The following is an 18405-nucleotide window of genomic DNA, read 5'->3' on the forward strand; positions in this document are numbered from 1 at the left end:
GATACAATAAACCTGTTGGAAGGCTTACCGCCCCGGCAATGTGTGTGGCGGCTGCAAAGGAGGAAGGCACTGTGCCGGAAAAAGAGGACCCGAAGAACAAGAAGAAATGGTACATCCTGGATGGCAGCCATGTGCAGCTGCTCATTGTGCTCATCGTTGCCATCCTGTTCTATGTGGGATTGAACCATTTCAGCGTAGTAACTGTCCGAATCAACCAGTTTATGGGGGTGTTGTCCCCGTTTATCGTGGGCTTTGCCATTGCCTATCTGCTCAATACCCCCATGTGCTTTTTTGAGCGAAAACTCTTTCCCAACCACCGGTTTAAGCGTGCGTTGTCCATTTTGCTGGTCTATGTGCTGGCCTTTGCGGTGGTGGCCATTCTGCTGGGGCTCATCGTGCCTCAGGTGGTACAGAGCGTCAAGGACCTGGCGGGCAATATGCAGACCTACCTGACCAGCCTGGATCAGCTGGTGCAGGATCTGACCGAGCAATTTGATCTGGATGCCGACGCCATCAACGATATGTTCGGTAACTTCCAGAACATGATCAGCAACATGACCGCAAAAGCGGCGGAGGCCCTGCCCCAGCTGCTGGATGTGGGCTTTGCCATCGGCAGCGGCGTGATTGCGGGCATCACCGCTCTGATTTCCTCCATCTATATGCTGGCGGGGAAGGACCGGCTGGTACCCCAGCTGAAAAAGCTCCTCTATGCCACCGTGTCCAAGCGCCGGTCCGACTGGCTGCTGGGGGTATGCGGTCAGGCCAACCGGGTGTTCGTGGGCTTTATCAACGGCAAGATCATCGATTCCGCCATCATCGGCGTGCTCTGCTTCATCCTGTGCGCCATTTTCAGGATCCCGTACCCCATGCTGGTCAGCGTCACCGTGGGCGTCACCAATGTGATCCCCTTCTTTGGCCCCATCATCGGCGCCATTCCCTGTCTGTTTATTCTGGTGATCGTGGACCCCTGGGCCGCCCTGCGGTTCTTTGCCCTGGTCATCGGATTGCAGCAGTTTGACGGCAACATCCTGGGGCCCAAGATCCTGGGCGACAGCACCGGCCTGTCCGCCATCTGGGTGCTCATCTCCATTGTCACCTGCGGCGGCCTGTTCGGGTTCCCCGGCATGATCCTGGGCGTGCCTACCTTTGCTGTGCTCTATGCTTTGGTCCGGGAGTGGGTCAACAAGCGTCTCAAGGCAAAAAAAATCGACGGCAACGGTAAGCCCCTGGAGGAGCAGCCCCAAACGCCGCCGGACAAAGAATGAAAAAAGACCGCCCATTGGGCGGTCTTTTTTGCTGTTAGGAAAGGGTGGCCTGGACCAGATCAGTCATGGAGTAGAGACCAGGGGTCTCCACACCGGCGAGAAATCGGGCCGCCCGGATGGCGCCGGAGGCAAAGACCTCTCGGCTCATAGCGGAGTGGCTCAGGGTGATGACCTCATTCTCACCGGCAAAGATCACGTCGTGATCTCCCACGATGCCGCCGCCGCGAACAGAGCAGATGCCGATCTCCTCCTTGTCTCTGGCCTTGCGGACGCTGTGGCGGTCGCACACATAGTCGGGCTGGTAGGGAAGAGCGGATGCCGCCGCGTCGGCCAGCATGAGGGCGGTGCCGCTGGGGGCGTCCACCTTTTTATTATGGTGTTTTTCCACGATTTCGATATCGTAGTCCGTCCCCAGAGCCGCGGTGGCCTGGCGTACCAGGGCCAGCAGCACATTGACTCCCAGGGACATATTGGCGGAGCGGAACACGGGGATGACCCGCGCCGCCTGGTCGATGGCGGCCAGCTGCTCCTCCGAGTAGCCGGTGGTGGCCAGCACTGCCGGGATGTTCCGCTGCAAACAGAAGTCCAGCAGAGCGGGCAGGGCGGCAGGGGAGGAGAAGTCGATGAGGGCATCAGCCTGCCCCTGGAACTCAGCGGGGGAGGAGAACACGGGGAAGTCCCGGTCGCCAGTCCCCAGCAGGTCAAATCCGGCGGCGATTTCCAGGTCGGGCTGGGCGGCGCACAGGTGCTCCACTGCCCGGCCCATCCGGCCGTTGCAGCCGGAGAGGATCAAACGAAGCATTTCCAACATCCTTTCCCGGTGCTCAGGCGGAGAGCAGTCCCACCTTGACCATAGACTGACGGAGGGTCTCCAGCGGTCCGTCGCTCATATCGCACAGAGGCAGGCGGAGGGAGCCGATGTCGTAGCCCGCCAGATTCATGGCAGCCTTGATGGGAATGGGGTTGACCTCCAGGAAGAGGGCGTCGATAAAGTCCATGTAGCCCAGCTGAAGGGCGGCGGCCTGGTCAAACTTGCCCTCCAGGCACAGGTGGGTCATCTGGATCATGACCTCGGGGGCGATGTTGGCCACCACCGAGATCACGCCCTTGGCGCCCAGGCTCATCATGGGGACCACTTGGTCGTCGTTGCCCGACCAGACATAGAAGTCGTCGCCGCAGATGGCCAGGGTGTGAGCCAGCAGAGAGAAGTTGCCGCTGGCCTCCTTGACGCCGTTGATGTTGGGGTGCTGGGAGAGCACCTTGTAGGTCTCGGCGGTAAAGGAAACGCCGGTGCGGGAGGGCACATTATAGAGGATAATGGGCAGATCCACCCGGTCGGCAATGTATTCGTAGTGCTTGATGAGGCCGGTCTGGGACGCCTTGTTGTAGTAGGGGGTGACGTGCAGCAGGGCGTCGGCACCGGAGTCCTGGGCGTGCTGGGACAGGTAGACGGCGGCGGAAGTATCGTTGCTGCCCGCGCCGGCAATGACCTTGACCCGGCCGTTCACCCGCTTGACACAGTATTCCACGGCGGCAATGTGCTCCCGGATGGTCAGGGTGGAACACTCTCCGGTGGTGCCGCAGACGCAGATGGCGTCCAGGCCCCGCTCGATCTGCTCGTCGATGATTTTCCCGAACTGATCGTAGTTGATGGCGCCGCTGTGGTCAAACGGGGTGATGATGGCGGAACAGGCTCCGGTAAAAACAGGCTCTCTCATAATTAGGGTTACCTCCTTGAAATGTAACCCTCCGCGCACAGAAGTTCGGCAAGAAGGACTGCGCCGCCCGCGGCGCCGCGAAGGGTATTGTGGGACAGGCAGACAAACTTATAGTCGTACTGCGTGTCGGGACGCAGACGGCCAATGCAGACCGCCATACCGCCCTCGGTCATCCGGTCCAGCCGGGTCTGAGGACGGTCGGGCTCCTCAAAGTAGTGCAGGAACTGCTTGGGAGCGGAGGGCAGGGCCAGCTCCTGGGCACGGCCCTTGTAATTTGCCCAGATCTCTTTGATCTCCTCCATAGAGGGTTTGTTCTCAAAGCGTGCGAACACAGCGGCCATATGGCCGTTGGACGCGGGCACCCGCAGACACTGGGCGGTGATGGCGGGGGACTGGGCGTTGACGATGACCCCGTTCTCCACCTTGCCCCACAGCTTCAGGGGCTCCTGCTCGCTCTTCTCCTCCTCGCCGCCGATGTAGGGGATCACATTGTCCACCATCTCAGGCCAGGTGTCGAAGGTTTTGCCCGCGCCGGAAATAGCCTGATAGGTGCAGACCAGCACCTGGTTCAGGCCGAAGCCGCGCAGGGGGTGCAGGGCGGGAACATAGCTCTGGAGGGAGCAGTTGGACTTAACGGCAATGAACCCGCGCTCCACCCCCAGTCGCTTTCGCTGGGCCTCGATGACTTTGATATGCTCGTGATTGATCTCCGGCACCACCATGGGCACGTCGGGCGTCCAGCGGTGAGCGGAGTTGTTGGAGACCACGGGGCACTCGTGCTTGGCGTAAGCCTCCTCCAGAGCCTGAATCTCTTCCTTCTTCATATCCACGGCGGAAAAGACAAAATCCACCTGGGAGGCAATGGCCTCGATATCGGCCTGGGCGTTCATGACCACCATCTTTTTGGCCTCTTCGGGCATGGGATTCTCCAGAGCCCAGCGGGAGCCGATGGCTTCCTCATAGGTCTTGCCGGCGGAGCGGCTGCTGGCCGCAATGACAGTGAGCTGGAACCAGGGGTGATTCTCCAGCAGGGAAACAAAACGCTGGCCCACCATACCGGTGCCGCCGATGACGCCTACTTTGTATTTTTCCATGACCATACCTCCGTTGCTCAAAGTTTATTCCAACACCGGCCTGTCTCAGACCGGAAACTCATAGCGAAAAGAAAAAGAAAATCAGCAGTTTACAGAACTGCTGATTTTGTACTATAATGACAGGGACAGTGCGTCCCCGACCATACCAGACAAAAGCAGACAGCACTCCGCCGCGTGTGCGGCGACAGTCGAACGGATCTTATCCGGGCGACCAGGCAAACGCACCACCGGGAGCGTCCCTTCGGCGGCCTCCCCTTTCACGCGGTTCACCGGGCCCGGCACCCTCACCACGCTACTCTTGAAGAGCCGCGCCTCTATCCTGCAAATGCAATTTCGCTATTTAGTTTGCAAAATTGTATCACAAGTTCCGGCAAAGTGTCAACGAAAGCGAGATGGGATTTCCGCCAAATGAAAACAGGAAAGATGAAAAAAATTGTGCAGATTGCAGCCCTGGCCCTGGCCATTGCCCTTCCACTGAGCCAGGCGCCGGCCTCCGCCGCCTCGGTGGCGGTGGACCCCACCATTAAAGTGGGTATCTTTTACGGCTCCAACGCTCTGCCCGGCGCCAACCTGCTCAACGATGTGGGCAGCGGGTACCGGCTGGGCTATTATGACGACAACCGGGTGTTTCAGCAGCTGGCCGCCACCAGTGAGACCGCCATCTCGGTGGTCAAAACCCAGAATGTCTACTACGGCAAGGTGGGGACATGGAGCGGCTATTACGACACCATTACCTCCAATATCGCCGTGGGCTGCTGGCATTTGAAGCTGCCCGGCAGCTACAGCTCCTACGACGAGGCTGCCGCTGCGGCCTACGCCTGTTCCGGCGGCTTCGTGGCCTGGATCGACGGGACGTGGCAGGCAAGAGTGGGGGCCTACCTGGACAAGGAATCTGCCCAGGCCGCCCAGACCAGCCTTGGCCTTGGGGACGCCGAGGTGGTTGGTACCTCCAGCGCCGGGGTGTCGGTGGTCAAGACGGGCACCAGCCAGATCCTCTTCCAGTTTGACAGCGCCTCCAAGTGCCTGGGCATCAAGCCCGGCCTGGACGACAGCGTTAAGACCGAGACCATCTTCCGGGGCTGTACCTATTACGGCGGCTTCCAGTATCAGCGGGTGAGCGGCGGCAACCTGACGGTGAGCAACGTCATCGGCTTGGAGGACTATGTACAGGGAGTCATTGTCCGGGAGATGAGCTCCTCCTGGCCCACAGAGGCACTGAAAGCCCAGGCGGTGAGCGCCCGTACCTACGCTTACCGCAACTACACCGCCAGCAAGCACAAGAGCCAGGGCTTCGACATCTGCAACTCCACCTGCTGCCAGGTATACCTGGGTATGGACGCGGTGACGGCCAACAGCAGCAAGGCGGTGGAGGAGACCTACGGCGAATACGCCTGGTACAACGGCTCCCTCATCGACGCGGTGTATTCCTCCCACGACGGCGGCGCCACCGAGAGCGCCGTCAATGTGTGGGGGAGCAACGTGGCCTACCTCATCGGCAAGTACGACCCCTATGAGGCGTCGGTGGCCAGCAAGGTCCCCAACTACAACTGGACGGTGACCTACACCGCCCAGGAGCTCACCGACCTGCTCAATTCCAAGGGCTATACCAACTCGGGCATCGTGGACTTCAAGGTCACCAAGACCAGCCCCACCGGCAATGCCATTGAGATCACCTTCACCGACTCCTCCGGCAAGAGCTGGAGCAAGATCCGGGACGACTGCCGCACCTTCCTGGGGCTGCGGTCCATCCATTACACCGTGTCCAGCTCCGCCGGCAGCAGCTCGTCCGGCGGGGGAGGGAGCTACACGGTGAACGGAAATGGTACCCTCGGCAGCCTGGACGGGGCCTATGCCATCGACGGCAGCGGTTCCACCTCCAAGCTGAGCGGCGATGTGTACATCATCGACGGCAGCGGCCAGGTAACCCAGGCCGCGCCCTCCGGCGGCAGCGGCGGGGACAGCTCCACCGTGTTCACCATCACCGGCTCCGGCTGGGGCCACAACGTGGGCATGAGCCAGTGGGGCGCTTATGCCATGGCCCAGCAGGGCTATACTTATCAGGATATCCTGACCTTCTACTATACTGGAATAGAGGTGCGCAAGCCATAAAGACGTCTGATTTTGACTTTTACCTGCCGGAGGAGCTGATCGCTCAGACTCCTCTGGAAAAGCGGGACTCCTCCCGGCTGCTGGTGCTGGACAAGCATACCGGCGAAACGAAGCATATGCACTTTTTCGATCTGCCCACTCTGCTGAGACCGGAAGACTGCCTGGTGCTCAACGACTCCCGGGTGCTGCCCGCCCGGCTTATCGGCCATCGGGAGCCCGGCGGGGGCGCGGTGGAGGTGCTGCTGCTCATCGACCGGGGCAACAAGACCTGGGAGTGCCTGGTGCGGCCCGGCCGTAAGATGCGTCCGGGTACGAAGGTGTCCTTCGGCGAGGGCCAGCTCACCGCCGAGGTCACCGAGGTGCTGGAGGGCGGCAACCGGCTGGTCCGCTTCGACTATGAGGGCATTTTCCTGGAAAAGCTGGAGCAGCTGGGCAAGATGCCTCTGCCTCCCTATATTAAAGCCGAACTTCAGGACCCGGAGCGGTATCAGACCGTCTACTCCCGGGAGGTGGGTTCCGCCGCAGCACCCACCGCCGGTCTCCACTTCACCAAGGAACTGCTCAAGCGGGTGGAGGACATGGGGGCGCGTCTGGCCTATGTGACCCTCCATGTGGGCCTGGGCACCTTCCGCCCGGTGAAGGAGGAGGATATCCTGGACCACGAGATGCACTCCGAGTACTGCATGATCTCTGCCGGGACCGCCGAGACCATCAACCGGACCAGAGCCGAGGGAGGCCGGGTAATCTGCGTGGGCACCACCTCCTGCCGCACCATTGAGAGCTGGGCGGCAGAGGACGGAACTCTGAAGGAGAGCGCCGGGTGGACCAATATCTTCATCTATCCGGGCTACAAATTCAAGGCGCTGGACTGCCTCATCACCAACTTCCATCTGCCGGAATCCACCCTCATCATGCTGGTGTCCGCCCTGGCAGGCCGGGAGCGCATCCTGGCCGCCTACAAGGAGGCGGTGGAGCAGAAATACCGCTTCTTCTCCTTCGGAGACGCCATGTTTATCTGCTGAAACAACCAAAAGGCCTGCCGTAGTAAAACGGCAGGCCTTTTTTACATCCTTCTCAGTACCTCCACGTTGCCTGCCAGACGGGGATCGGTAGGGGAGAGGACCAGGGCCTTTTGGGCCTCCTCCAGGGCCGGACCGATGCGGCCGGTGCGGAAATAGGCCTGACAGCGCAGGTCGTGGGGGAGCGGCCCCCAGGACTCGGCTTCACAGATGTAGGTATCGGGCCGGACGGTGATGGCCAAAGCGACACCGGTAAAATACAGCACCCCGTCCCAGTTCTCCTGCTGGTAGCAAAGGGTGGCCAGATCCATCCAGGGCTCCCGCAAATGGGGGGCCTCAGCGGCGGCACGGAAAAACCAGCTTCTTGCTTGGGCGGGGTCCCCCTTTTGTATGTAGGACTTGGCAATGTACCGCATGGAGGCTGCCCGCTCATCCTTCCAGGTGGCGGTGGGCATGGACAGGTGCCGCTTGAGGGTGACAATGCAGTCGTCCCACCGGCTATGGAAAAAGTACTCCCGGCCCAGGTAGTGGGCGTTGCGGTCGTCTTCCGGTTCCTCCTTTACCGATAGTTCCAGCAGGGGGAGGTACTGGCCCCGGGATTTGGAGGGATCCGGGTGGTGGTCCAGCTGCACCCCCAGCGCTGTTACCATGGGGCCGGGCTGACCGGGCCCCTCCCAGCGCAGGATCTCATGAACCGGATGGACCCACCGGTAACCGTGGCGGCGGTGGATCTTCTCGTACCAGAACACCACGCCCTCGGCCCCGTCGGGCCGGAAGGACCAGGTGTAGCGGTACCGGGCCTGACCTGTGCCGGGCGTCCAGGCCGACTCCAGAGCAGCCCGCCAGCCGGGATGGAACACCTCGTCCAGGTCGGTACATACGCAGATATCGGCGTCCTCATCCACCAGGTCCAGAGAGCGGTTGCGGGCAGTGTCAAACCGCCAGGGAGAAATGGTCTCCACGGTGACAACGGCTCTTCGGGCCTCCAAGCGGGCCACGGTGTCGTCGGTGGAGCCGGTGTCCAGCACCACCACCTGATCGGCCTCCGACATGGAGTCCATCCAACGGTCCACAAACTGGGCCTCATTCTTGCAGATGGCATAGACTACAATTTTCATAAGCGCCTTCTCCTTCCACAGAAGGAGAGGGGGGCAGACTGCCCCCCTCCCGCAGGATCAGGTTTCCATCAGGCCGGCGGCCTTCAGATTCTGGATAATCTGGTTGATGGCGTTGATAGCGTCGGTCAGGCTGGCACTGGTTTGCAGGGTGGTGACCGCGGCGGCGGCGTTGGTCTCACCGGCAGGGCCGGTAGGCCCGGTGGGGCCAGTAGGACCAGTAGCGCCAGCAGTGCCCGCGGTACCGGCAGGGCCGGTGGGTCCGGTGGGGCCGGTAGGTCCGGTAGCACCGGCAGTGCCCGCAGTACCGGCAGGGCCGGTGGGTCCGGTAGGTCCGGTTGCACCGTCAGTGCCTGCGGCACCGGTAGGACCAGTGGGTCCGGTAGGTCCAGTTGCACCGACAGTACCCGCAGTACCGGCAGGGCCGGTGGGTCCGGTAGGTCCGGTTGCACCGTCGGTGCCTGCGGCACCGGTAGGACCAGTGGGTCCGGTAGGTCCAGTTGCACCGGCAGTACCCGCGGTACCGGCAGGTCCGGTGGGGCCAGTAGGACCGGTAGCGCCATCGGGGCCGGGGATACCCTGAGGTCCGGTAGGTCCGGTTGCGCCGTCAGGTCCGGGAATACCCTGGGGGCCAGTGGGGCCGGTCACACCTGCCGCGCCGGTGGGTCCGGTGGGTCCGGGGGTGGCAGGTCCGGTAGGCCCGGTGGGTCCAGTAGGGCCGGTAGCACCGGCGGCGCCGGAACCGGCAGGCCCGGTAGCACCAGTGGGACCGGTAGCCCCGGTAGGTCCGGTGGGACCAGGCACGGGGCAGGGAGGGGGACAGGGCGGCGGGCAGCAGCCTGGCGGACAGCAGCAGGCCCCACCTTCCTGTTTCCGTTTCCACTCCCGATCAGAGGGAAGATAGTGGTTCATATTGTACTCCTTTATCCGCTTGGCTTGTGGCTGTGCCACATGACAGCCTATGCGATTGCCCGCCGGGAGGTGCGCCGCTGGAACGCCCAGCAAAAAAGTAGGAAAAGGGGTTGACAAGACTAACTGTAACTGGTATAGTTACAGTATAGAAATGAAACAAATAAAGTTACAGTTAAAAGCATATCATACAGTCAGGCGATTGCCTGCTATTCGGAACAGAAAGGACGATGGATATGACTCCCATTACCATTACCAAAGCCAATTTTGAAGAAGTAGTGCTTCATTCCGACAAGCCGGTGCTGGTGGACTTCTGGGCCCCCTGGTGCGGCTACTGCCGCCGGATCAGCCCGGTGCTGGACCAGATCGCCCAGCAGTTTGACGGCCAGCTGGTGGTAGGCAAGATCAACATTGACGAGGAGCCGGAACTGGAGGAGCAGTTTGAGGTGGAGGTCATTCCCACCCTGTTCCTCTTCAAGAACGGGGAGACGGGGGAGCCCATTGTGAACCCCGGTTCCAAGGCTCAGATCATCGACTGGATGGGACTGTAAAAGGAGGCGGACGGTATGGCGCAGTATGAAATCCTCGTCGTAGGGGGCGGCCCCGCCGGCTATACGGCGGCCCTGTATGCCGCCCGCAGCGGCCGCAAGACGGCGGTGGTGGAGAAGCTGTCTCCCGGCGGCCAGATGGCCACCACCTCAGTGATCGACAACTATCCCGGCTTCCCCGATGGGGTGGACGGCTTCGAGCTGGGGGAGAAGATGGAGCAGCAGGCCCGGAAGTACGGGGCGGAAACCGTATACGCCGAGGTCACCGGGGCTGACTTAACTGCTGTTCCCAAGGTGCTCCACACCAGCGAGGGGGACCTGACCGCCGACGCGGTAATCCTGGCCACCGGAGCCTACCCCCGGGAGCTGGGCCTCCCCGGCGAGAGCGAGGTGCGGGGGAGAGGGGTCGCCTACTGCGCCGCCTGCGACGGAATGATGTACCGGGGCAAGGTGGTTGCAGTAAACGGCGGTGGCAACACCGCTGTGGAGGACGCCCTCTACCTGTCCAAGCTGTGCAAGAAGGTCTATCTCATCCACCGGCGGGACAGCCTGCGGGCTTCGGCGGTGTACCACAAGGCCCTGGAGGAGGCCGGGGTGGAAATCCTCTGGAACACCCGTGTGACAGACCTGCGCAAGGAAAAACGCCTGACAGGTATCGAGCTGGAAAATGTGGTCACTGGCGAGAAAAGCGAGCTGGCCTGCGACGGCCTCTTTGTGGCGGTGGGCCGGGTGCCCGATACCGCCCTCTTTGCCGGACAGGTGGAGACCGATCAGGCGGGTTATCTGGTGGCAGACGAGAGCTGCCGCACCAGCGTGCCCGGTGTGTTTGCCGCCGGAGACGTGCGTACCAAGGCTCTGCGGCAGGTCATCACCGCCGCCGCCGACGGCGCCAACGCCGCCCACTGGGCGGAGGACTATCTGCTGAAACGCGTGTAAAGGAGAATCCCATTCCATGAACGGCCTGTTCTGTGTGGCGGTCCACGCCCTGATCTATCTGGATAAGCGGGGATGTCTGCTCTCCAGCGAAGAGCTGGCGGCCAACATCTGCACCAACCCGGCCCGGGTCCGCAAGGTGATGGCCAAGCTGAAAAAGGTGGGGCTGGTGACCACCCGCACCGGCACCGACGGCGGCTATCAGATGGTGGCTGATCCGGAGAAAGTGACCCTGGACACGGTGGCCGACGCCCTGGAGGTGCGGTTCGTAGAGCCCGCCTGGCACAGCGGCGGAGGCGTGGACTGCGGCTGTATGGTGGCCTCGGGTATGGCCGGGGTGATGGACCACCTGTTTGACGATCTGGACCGGCGCTGCAAGGCGCGGCTGGCCCAGCTCCGCCTCTCCGACTTGGAGGGGCAGCTGGAATCCATACAAAAAGGAGAACCCCTATGAATTTGCAGCTTGAGACCGGCGTACCGGTGCTCACCGTCTTTATCCAGGGCCTGCTCAGCTTCTTTTCGCCCTGCGTACTCCCGCTGGTGCCTCTGTATGTGGGTTATTTGGCGGGAGGAGCCCGGACGGTGGACGAGAAAGGCAATATCCGCTATCCCCGTGGCAAGGTGCTGATCAACACCCTGTTCTTTGTGGTGGGTGTCAGCTTCGCCTTCTTTGTGCTGGGGCTGGGCTTTACCGCCGCAGGCCGCTTCTTCAGCGGCAATCAGACCCTCTTTGCCCGCATCAGCGGCATCATTATGATCCTCTTTGGTGTCTATCAGTTCGGCTTCTTCGGCAAGGCCGCCGCGCTGGAGACCGAGCACCGGCTGCCCTTCCGACTGGACAAGTGGGCCATGAACCCCCTGGTGGCCCTGGTGCTGGGCTTCACCTTCAGCTTTGCCTGGACTCCCTGCGTGGGCCCCACTCTGGGCAGCGTGCTGCTGATGGCCTCTTCCGCCGCAAGCGCCGGCAAGGGCTTTTTGCTCATCGCCGTTTACACCGCCGGCTTTGTGATCCCATTCCTGGCGGTGGGCATCTTTACTGGTACGGTGCTCAATTTCTTCAAGACCCATCAGAAGGTGGTCAAGTATACCGGCAAGGTGGGGGCGGCCCTGCTCATCCTCATGGGTATTATGACTTTCACCGGCTTTATGAATGGCATCACTGGCTATCTGTCCGGCATTGGGGGAGGGACCGGCGTAACCGAGACGCCTACCCAGAGCGAAAGCGTCTCTCCCACGCCGGAGGCCACCCAGACCCCGGAGCCTGCAGAGAGCGCCACTCCTGAGCCGTCGGCTGAGCCTACGCCCAAGCCTGAGATTGCCGCCCCCGACTTTACCCTCACCGATCAGTACGGCAACACCCACACTCTGTCCGACTATCAGGGCAAGACGGTGTTTCTCAACTTCTGGGCCACCTGGTGCGGCCCCTGCAAGAGCGAAATGCCAGACATCCAGAAGCTGTATGAGAGTTATGGAGAAAACAGCGAGGATCTGGTGGTGCTGGCGGTGGCCAATCCCGGCGGACAGGACGTGTCTCAGGAGGAGATCGAGCAATTCCTGGAGGACAACGGCTACACCTTCCCGGTGCTTATGGATACCACCGGCATGACCTTGGCCTATTACGGCATTTCCGCCTTTCCCACCACCTTTATGATCGACGTCAACGGCAACGTGTACGGCTATGTGCCGGGAGCCATGACGGCGTCCATCATGGAGTCGGTGGTGCAGCAGACCATGGACAGCGTACAGTAAATAGGGAAGAGCGGCGCTATGCGCCGCTCTTTCTAGTTTTGAGGCGTTGTCATTTCCTCCGCTTTCTGGTATGATAGTAACACTTGCAAAATAAAGGGGTTTTATTGTGTTTGAAGTGATCAAAACCGAGGGCAAGGCCCGCCGGGGCGTCTTTACCTGCGCCCACGGCACGGTACAGACGCCGGTTTTTATGAATGTAGGTACCCAGGGCGCCATCAAGGGGGCTCTGTCTGCCTTTGACCTGAAGGACATCGGCTGCCAGGTGGAGCTGTCCAACACCTATCACCTCCACCTGCGTCCCGGCGACCAGGTGGTGCGCCAGATGGGAGGCCTCCACAAGTTCATGCGGTGGGACGGGCCCATCCTCACCGACTCCGGCGGGTTCCAGGTATTCTCTCTGTCCGGCCTGCGGAAGATCAAGGAGGAGGGGGTCACCTTTGCCTCCCACATCGACGGCCGCCGCATTTTCATGGGCCCTGAGGAGTCCATGCAGATCCAGTCCAACCTGGGCAGCGACATTGCCATGGCCTTCGACGAGTGCGTGGAGAATCCGGCCACCTACGAGTACGCCAAGGCCTCCTGTGAGCGCACCCTGCGCTGGCTCCAGCGGTGCAAGGTAGAACATGACCGGCTCAATGCGCTGCCCGACACGGTGAATCCCCATCAGATGCTCTTCGGCATCAACCAGGGCGCCACCTTCCCCGATCTGCGGGTGTGGCACATGAAGGAGACCGCCAAGATCGACTGCGAGGGTTATGCCATCGGCGGCCTGGCGGTGGGGGAGCCCACCCAGGTGATGTACGACATCATCGACGCGGTGGAGCCCCATATGCCGGCGGACAAGCCCCGATATCTCATGGGCGTGGGCACCCCCTCCAACATCATTGAGGGTGTGGCCCGGGGCGTGGACTTCTTCGACTGCGTCATGCCCGCCCGCAACGCCCGCCACGCCAAACTGTTCACCTGGTCGGGAGCCATGAACATCCGCAACGAGAAGTACAAGACCGATGAGCGGCCCATCGATCCCGACTGCGACTGTCCGGTGTGCCGGAATTTCTCCCGGGCCTATCTGCGCCACCTCTTCGTGGCGGACGAGATGCTGGCCATGCGCCTGGCCGTTATGCATAACCTGTATTTCTATAATAAACTGGCTCAGCGCATCCGGGATGCTCTGGATGCCGGTCAATTCACGGCCTTCCGGGCGGAATATTCCGAGAAGTTGGCCGGACGAATCTAAAACAAATTGTGAATCATGGCGAAAAACACTTGTCAAAACTTGCAAATCGTTTTATAATGTTCCACTGATGACGCATGGCGTCAAAGTTGAAATCGGAGGGGATTGTATTGACAGCACAGATCACCAACGCGATGTTGTCCAGCACCGGCACTGATGCTGGTGGGGCAGGTAGTATGTTGAGCATGATTATCCCGCTGGTACTGCTCATCGCGGTGTTTTATTTCCTGCTGATCCGTCCTGAGAACAAGAAGAAGAAGGCTGCTGCCAAGATGCGTTCCGAGCTGTCCGTGGGTGACCAGATCACCACCATCGGCGGCATCGTAGGTACCATCTGCGCGGTGAAGGAGAACACCATCGTGATCGAGACCAGCTCTGATCGCGTGCGCATGGAGTTCACCAAGTGGGCTGTGTCCACCCGCGGCACTCAGACTACTGAGGAAGGCCCCGGCGAGACCAAGGACGCCAAGGACAAGAAGTAATAAGAAACGCCCTCCCGGCATAGGTTTCATCAGGAACCTGTGGTAAGGGAGGGTGTTTTTATGGGTAAAAAGGAGGAGGACCAGGGCGCCAAGCTGCTGCGCTGCGCGCTGGGTATCCTGCTGGGCGGGCTGCTGGCCCTGGGCGTGTGTATGCTGTTCCTGCTGGGAGCGTCGGCTGCCATCTCCGGCGGTCTGCTGGACATGGACCTGACGTATCAGATCACCATCGTGGGGTGTGTGCTGGGCGGTTTCTGCGGCGCCCTGCTGGCGGTGAGCCGCTGCGGCGGGGGATTGGCCGCCGGACTGCTCACCGGAGGGGTGCTCTTTCTGCTGGTGCTCACCCTGGGAGCCCTGTGCTTCCGGGATGTATCTCTGGAGTCGGGGGGCATCGGCCTGCTGTGCGGGTCCCTGTGCGGCGGGGCCGCTGCTGGTCTGCTGGGGAGCGGCAATCGAGGGAGCAAGCGGAAAAAACGCAGAAAGCGTTGAAATTGGAAAGACCCTATGGTATAATGATCTAAAGTCTCTATTTGGGAGGGAAATCAGAATGAAGCATATCAAGACGCTCAACGGCGCTACTCTGAAGAAGAGCGCCGCCCACGGCGGCTGCGGCGAGTGCCAGACCTCCTGCCAGTCCGCCTGTAAGACCTCTTGCACCGTGGCCAACCAGAAGTGCGAGAACCGGTAACAAACAACAGGGCAAGGGTGGGCGTGTAGGCCCACCCTTTTCCATGCCCTGAGGAAGGAACAAAAATTTATGGTACATACCTTTCAGTGTCTCGGCGTACGCATCGCCGTTGACGTGAACAGCGGCGCCGTCCATGTGCTGGACGAGCTGACCCACGACCTGCTCACCGCTCTGGCGGAGCGGGAGGAGAACGGGGAGAGCCTGGATGGGGCCCTGCCCGAGGCTTTGGCCGCTGCCCTGCCTCAGTATGATCCCGCCGCCCTGGCCGAGGCCTGGGAGGAGCTGCGGGAGCTGAAAAAGGAGGGCCTGCTCTTCGAGGCCGACGACTACATCGATCGGGACAAGGCCGCCTCCATGCAGCAGCAGGCCCTGGTGAAGGCCCTGTGCCTCCACGTCTCCCACGACTGCAACCTGCGGTGCAAGTACTGCTTCGCCTCCACCGGCGACTTCGGTACCGGCAAGCGCATGACCATGGACATCGAAACCGCCAAAAAGGCCATCGATTTCGTCATTGCCAAGTCGGGCAACCGCCGCAACATTGAGGTGGACTTCTTCGGCGGCGAGCCCCTCATGGCCATGGATACTGTCAAGGCCACCGTGGAATATGCCCGCTCCATCGAGCAGGAGCATGGCAAGTGCTTCCGCTTTACCATTACAACCAATGGCGTACTGCTGAACGACGAGAACATCGAGTACATCAACCGGGAGATGTCCAACGCGGTGCTGTCCCTGGACGGCCGCAAGGAGGTCAACGACGATCTGCGGCCCACCATCAACGGCAAGGGCTCCTATGATGTCATCGTGCCCAAGTTCAAGAAGCTCATCGCCGGACGGGGCACCAAGGACTACTATCTGCGGGGCACCTTCACCCGGTTCCACAAGGACTTCGCCGAGGACGTGAAGGAGCTGGCCGCCATCGGCAAGAACGTGTCCGTGGAGCCGGTGGTAGGGAAGGAGACCGACCCCTACGCCATTCAGGAGTCCGATCTGCCTGAGCTGAAGGCGGAGTATGAGAAGCTGGCTGAGTATCTGAAGGACCACCGGGAGACCAACTTCTTCCACTTCAACGTGGACCTTCAGCAGGGCCCCTGCGTCATCAAGCGGCTGCGGGGCTGCGGCGCCGGCTGCGAGTATGTGGCCATCACCCCTGACGGCGACATCTACCCCTGTCATCAGTTCGTGGGCAACGAGGACTACAAGCTGGGCAGCGTGAAGGACGGCACTTTCGACAACAGCCTGTCCAGCCGGTTTGCCGGTCTTAACGTCTACACCCGGGAGGAGTGCGCCCACTGCTGGGCCCGGTTCTATTGCTCCGGCGGCTGCTCTGCCTCCAACCTGCTTGTCGGCGGCGACATAAAGCATCCCCACAAGGTGGGCTGTGAGCTGGAGCGCAAGCGTCTGGAGTGCGCCATCGCCCTCAAGGCCATCGATGCCGGTATGGCCGATTAAGGGGTATACAAAACGTAATTATACTATCTGTAATCGATGTAATCAGCGCAAAAAGCCCTGCTGTTCAAGGCGGAAACTCTTGAGTGGCAGGGCTTTTCTCTGTTTTACCGGGATGAGTGCCAATCGAGAGCAACCCCTGGCCGATAGACCGTTCCGCACAGGGGAGGGGCTGACAAAACGAGGCGACAAGGGATTTTACTTGTCGTAAAAAAAGCTCATTTTCCTAGAAAAATCAGGGGGAGAAGGGGCCGTTGTCGGGCTCTGCCGTGCTGACTGGTACGTCGGTAGACATAATAAACTTTACATAAGTATTCGGCATAATCGACAAAAATGACTTTTTTTCTTGCCGCACCTTGCACGATGCTCCGTGTTAAGCTATGATTATACCAAGAAATAAACAGGCAGGTCTGATTTACCAGTCTGGCGCATAGGCTTCTGTTGGGAGGTGAAGCCTTTGCGCAGGACCATTGTGGCCGCCTGGAATGTGCCCAGGGACGGGATCGTCCCGGCACTGATCATCCTGTCGGCCTGCTTTTTGGCCGGTGGGCTGACAGGCTGTCTGTTGGCCGCCCAGGTGGGCGGCGCTGGTGAAGCCAGCCTGAATCAGTATCTGGAGGCCTTTCTGCTGGCCGCACAGGAGGGTGCCGTAGATGTTCCCGCGCTGTGGGCTCAGATTTGGGACACGCTGCGCTGGCCCCTCTTCGCCCTGCTACTGGGATTCACTGCGCTGGGTGTGCTGGGCCTGCCGGTGCTCTTCGCCCTGCGGGGATTTTTGCTGGCCTTTTCCATCGCCTCCTTTGTGCGGGCCTTCGGCGGCGCCGGCTGGCTGCTGGCCAGCCTGGTGTTTGGCGTCGGCGGGGTGCTGTCTCTGCCTGCTCTCTTCGTGCTGGGGGTACAGAGTATCCTGTCCGCCCGCGCCCTGGCCGCCCGGGTCCGGGGAGAGGGAAAGGGCAGGGTTCTGTGGGGCCGGGACTGTCTGGTCCGATGTGCGCTGTGTCTCGGCGCTGTTTGTGTGTGTATTCTGCTGGAGCGGACTGTGGTGCCCGCTCTGCTTTCCGGCGCGGCAGGCGCTCTTTTGAACCGATAGAGAGAAACAGGAAGGTGTTGGATGGATGGAATATCTCAGTGGATACGAACGATTTCTGACCGAAGAAAAAAAGGCGTCCCCCAATACGCTGAGTTCCTATCTGCGTGATGTGCGCCAATACCTGGACTGGCTGGGGGAGGAGGGGATCTCTCCCACCCAGGCCCTCCACGCCGATGTGGAGGCCTATACCCGCAGCATGACTGCACGGGGCAAGTCTGCTGCCACCGTGACCCGGAGCCAGGCCTCCCTCAAGTCCTTCTATTCCTGGATGATGGAGATCGGCCAGATCGGCGAAAACCCCGCCCGGGGTCTGTCCCAGACCAAGGTAGAGCGCAAGCTGCCCCACATCCTTACCTCCCGGGAAGTAGAGCTCTTTCTGGAGCAGCCGGACCCATCCGACGCCAAGGGCTGCCGGGACAAGGCCATGCTGGAGCTGCTCTACGCCACCGGCATCCGGGTCAGCGAGCTCATCGGCCTGAATCTGGACAACATCAACCTGTCTGCCGGGTTCATCCGGTGCGCCAACCGGGGGAAAGAGCGGATCATCCCCCTGTACCAGGCGGCGGTGCGGGCCCTGCAGAACTATCTGGACCGGGTCCGGCCCCAGATGGTGGAGCACCCCGACGAGAAGGCCCTCTTCGTCAACATGAGCGGGGAGCGGATGAGCCGCCAGGGGTTCTGGAAGATCATCAAGCACTATCAGGAGAAGGCGGGCATTCAGAAGGACATCACCCCCCATACCCTCCGCCACTCCTTTGCCGCCCATCTGCTGGAAAACGGCGCCGACCTCCACTCCATTCAGGAGATGCTGGGCCACGCCGATATCTCCTCCACCCAGATCTACACCCAGGTGGTGAGCCAGAAGCTGAAGGACGTGTACAACAAAGCCCATCCAAGAGCGTAAACAGCCAGGGCCTGTTGCAAAATGTGCAGCTCGTACAAAGACCCGTCATTCCGAGAAAAACGGCCGCCCACCGGGCGGCCGTTTTTCGTGGGAATCCGTCCCTTT

At 61.0% G+C, this 18405-nt stretch carries 19 protein-coding genes and 1 riboswitch; of the genes, 14 read left to right on the forward strand and 5 right to left on the reverse strand.

The features are described 5' to 3' along the window. Positions 1-71: 71 nt before the first annotated feature. A complete protein-coding gene (locus IHN22_RS04215; protein WP_242958856.1) occupies positions 72-1265 on the forward strand; it encodes an AI-2E family transporter in 1194 nt (397 codons plus the stop codon). A gap of 34 nt (positions 1266-1299) precedes the next feature. On the opposite strand, the gene dapB is transcribed toward IHN22_RS04215, so the two are convergent. Genes dapB through asd form a run of 3 tightly spaced genes read right to left on the reverse strand, consistent with a single transcriptional unit; the run spans position 1300 to position 4077 of the window. Next, on the reverse strand, positions 1300-2067 hold the full coding sequence (gene dapB / locus IHN22_RS04220; protein ID WP_087188056.1) for a 4-hydroxy-tetrahydrodipicolinate reductase: 768 nt from the start codon (positions 2065-2067) through the stop codon (positions 1300-1302). A 22-nt stretch (positions 2068-2089) separates the two neighbouring features. Then, the gene (gene dapA, locus IHN22_RS04225) at positions 2090-2983 is read right to left on the reverse strand and encodes a 4-hydroxy-tetrahydrodipicolinate synthase (RefSeq protein ID WP_087188057.1); all 894 of its coding nucleotides are present in this window, start codon (positions 2981-2983) and stop codon (positions 2090-2092) included. An 8-nt stretch (positions 2984-2991) separates the two neighbouring features. After that, positions 2992-4077, reverse strand: a complete 1086-nt coding sequence (gene asd / locus IHN22_RS04230; RefSeq protein ID WP_191433667.1) for an aspartate-semialdehyde dehydrogenase — start codon at positions 4075-4077, stop codon at positions 2992-2994. 152 nt (positions 4078-4229) lie between these two features. Then, positions 4230-4402: riboswitch (Lysine riboswitch) on the reverse strand. 98 nt (positions 4403-4500) lie between these two features. Here asd and IHN22_RS04235 point away from each other — a divergent pair. Then, positions 4501-6186, forward strand: a complete 1686-nt coding sequence (locus IHN22_RS04235) for a SpoIID/LytB domain-containing protein (RefSeq protein WP_191433669.1) — start codon at positions 4501-4503, stop codon at positions 6184-6186. Continuing rightward, positions 6183-7208, forward strand: a complete 1026-nt coding sequence (gene queA, locus IHN22_RS04240; RefSeq protein WP_191433687.1) for a tRNA preQ1(34) S-adenosylmethionine ribosyltransferase-isomerase QueA — start codon at positions 6183-6185, stop codon at positions 7206-7208. Before IHN22_RS04235 ends, queA begins: the two co-directional genes overlap by 4 nt. Positions 7209-7249: 41 nt before the next feature. On the opposite strand, the gene IHN22_RS04245 is transcribed toward queA, so the two are convergent. Together IHN22_RS04245 and IHN22_RS04250 are read right to left on the reverse strand one after the other, a co-directional pair. Continuing rightward, positions 7250-8323 carry a tetratricopeptide repeat-containing glycosyltransferase gene (locus IHN22_RS04245; protein WP_191433671.1) on the reverse strand — a complete coding sequence of 358 codons (1074 nt, stop codon included), beginning with the start codon at positions 8321-8323 and terminating at the stop codon, positions 7250-7252. A gap of 57 nt (positions 8324-8380) precedes the next feature. Further along, positions 8381-9232: a hypothetical protein gene (locus IHN22_RS04250; RefSeq protein ID WP_191433673.1), complete on the reverse strand. Its 852-nt coding sequence runs from the start codon at positions 9230-9232 to the stop codon at positions 8381-8383. 233 nt (positions 9233-9465) lie between these two features. Between IHN22_RS04250 and trxA the strand changes: the two genes are divergently transcribed. From trxA to xerD, 11 genes are all read left to right on the forward strand, one after another. Then, on the forward strand, positions 9466-9780 hold the full coding sequence (trxA, locus tag IHN22_RS04255; RefSeq protein ID WP_087188739.1) for a thioredoxin: 315 nt from the start codon (positions 9466-9468) through the stop codon (positions 9778-9780). A 15-nt stretch (positions 9781-9795) separates the two neighbouring features. After that, positions 9796-10713, forward strand: coding sequence for a thioredoxin-disulfide reductase (gene trxB, locus IHN22_RS04260; RefSeq protein ID WP_191433675.1), 918 nt, complete (start codon positions 9796-9798; stop codon positions 10711-10713). Positions 10714-10729: 16 nt separating this feature from the next. Continuing rightward, complete coding sequence (locus IHN22_RS04265; protein WP_191433677.1) at positions 10730-11164, forward strand: RrF2 family transcriptional regulator; 435 nt, start codon at positions 10730-10732, stop codon at positions 11162-11164. Further along, positions 11161-12459: a cytochrome c biogenesis protein CcdA gene (locus IHN22_RS04270; protein WP_191433679.1), complete on the forward strand. Its 1299-nt coding sequence runs from the start codon at positions 11161-11163 to the stop codon at positions 12457-12459. The genes IHN22_RS04265 and IHN22_RS04270 overlap by 4 nt, the downstream gene beginning before the upstream one ends. 106 nt (positions 12460-12565) lie before the next feature. Beyond that, on the forward strand, positions 12566-13696 hold the full coding sequence (tgt, locus tag IHN22_RS04275; RefSeq protein WP_087188743.1) for a tRNA guanosine(34) transglycosylase Tgt: 1131 nt from the start codon (positions 12566-12568) through the stop codon (positions 13694-13696). A 173-nt stretch (positions 13697-13869) separates the two neighbouring features. Next, a complete protein-coding gene (gene yajC / locus IHN22_RS04280; RefSeq protein ID WP_300985425.1) occupies positions 13870-14175 on the forward strand; it encodes a preprotein translocase subunit YajC in 306 nt (101 codons plus the stop codon). A 60-nt stretch (positions 14176-14235) separates the two neighbouring features. Then, complete coding sequence (locus tag IHN22_RS04285) at positions 14236-14661, forward strand: TIGR04086 family membrane protein (RefSeq protein ID WP_300985427.1); 426 nt, start codon at positions 14236-14238, stop codon at positions 14659-14661. A gap of 58 nt (positions 14662-14719) precedes the next feature. Beyond that, positions 14720-14860 carry a six-cysteine ranthipeptide SCIFF gene (gene scfA / locus IHN22_RS04290; RefSeq protein ID WP_087188745.1) on the forward strand — a complete coding sequence of 47 codons (141 nt, stop codon included), beginning with the start codon at positions 14720-14722 and terminating at the stop codon, positions 14858-14860. Positions 14861-14929: 69 nt separating this feature from the next. After that, on the forward strand, positions 14930-16309 hold the full coding sequence (gene scfB / locus IHN22_RS04295; protein WP_087389351.1) for a thioether cross-link-forming SCIFF peptide maturase: 1380 nt from the start codon (positions 14930-14932) through the stop codon (positions 16307-16309). Between the two features lie 445 nt (positions 16310-16754). After that, positions 16755-17396 carry a stage II sporulation protein M gene (locus tag IHN22_RS04300; RefSeq protein WP_242955425.1) on the forward strand — a complete coding sequence of 214 codons (642 nt, stop codon included), beginning with the start codon at positions 16755-16757 and terminating at the stop codon, positions 17394-17396. Between the two features lie 25 nt (positions 17397-17421). Next, the gene (xerD, locus tag IHN22_RS04305; protein ID WP_191433681.1) at positions 17422-18300 is read left to right on the forward strand and encodes a site-specific tyrosine recombinase XerD; all 879 of its coding nucleotides are present in this window, start codon (positions 17422-17424) and stop codon (positions 18298-18300) included. The last annotated feature ends 105 nt before the right edge of the window (positions 18301-18405 follow it).

Origin of the sequence: Flavonifractor sp. An112 (assembly GCF_904377885.1) — a bacterium.
Taxonomy (GTDB): domain Bacteria; phylum Bacillota; class Clostridia; order Oscillospirales; family Oscillospiraceae; genus Flavonifractor; species Flavonifractor avicola.

Coding starts and splice junctions, on each gene's coding strand:
- xerD (WP_191433681.1), top strand. CDS start 17,422: ATGGAATATCTCAGTGGATACGAACGATTTCTGACCGAAGAAAAAAAG.
- IHN22_RS04270 (WP_191433679.1), top strand. CDS start 11,161: ATGAATTTGCAGCTTGAGACCGGCGTACCGGTGCTCACCGTCTTTATC.
- asd (WP_191433667.1), bottom strand. CDS start 4,077: ATGGAAAAATACAAAGTAGGCGTCATCGGCGGCACCGGTATGGTGGGC.
- dapA (WP_087188057.1), bottom strand. CDS start 2,983: ATGAGAGAGCCTGTTTTTACCGGAGCCTGTTCCGCCATCATCACCCCG.
- IHN22_RS04235 (WP_191433669.1), top strand. CDS start 4,501: ATGAAAAAAATTGTGCAGATTGCAGCCCTGGCCCTGGCCATTGCCCTT.
- IHN22_RS04285 (WP_300985427.1), top strand. CDS start 14,236: ATGGGTAAAAAGGAGGAGGACCAGGGCGCCAAGCTGCTGCGCTGCGCG.
- IHN22_RS04245 (WP_191433671.1), bottom strand. CDS start 8,323: ATGAAAATTGTAGTCTATGCCATCTGCAAGAATGAGGCCCAGTTTGTG.
- trxA (WP_087188739.1), top strand. CDS start 9,466: ATGACTCCCATTACCATTACCAAAGCCAATTTTGAAGAAGTAGTGCTT.
- trxB (WP_191433675.1), top strand. CDS start 9,796: ATGGCGCAGTATGAAATCCTCGTCGTAGGGGGCGGCCCCGCCGGCTAT.
- IHN22_RS04250 (WP_191433673.1), bottom strand. CDS start 9,232: ATGAACCACTATCTTCCCTCTGATCGGGAGTGGAAACGGAAACAGGAA.
- scfB (WP_087389351.1), top strand. CDS start 14,930: ATGGTACATACCTTTCAGTGTCTCGGCGTACGCATCGCCGTTGACGTG.
- scfA (WP_087188745.1), top strand. CDS start 14,720: ATGAAGCATATCAAGACGCTCAACGGCGCTACTCTGAAGAAGAGCGCC.
- dapB (WP_087188056.1), bottom strand. CDS start 2,067: ATGCTTCGTTTGATCCTCTCCGGCTGCAACGGCCGGATGGGCCGGGCA.
- IHN22_RS04265 (WP_191433677.1), top strand. CDS start 10,730: ATGAACGGCCTGTTCTGTGTGGCGGTCCACGCCCTGATCTATCTGGAT.
- yajC (WP_300985425.1), top strand. CDS start 13,870: ATGTTGAGCATGATTATCCCGCTGGTACTGCTCATCGCGGTGTTTTAT.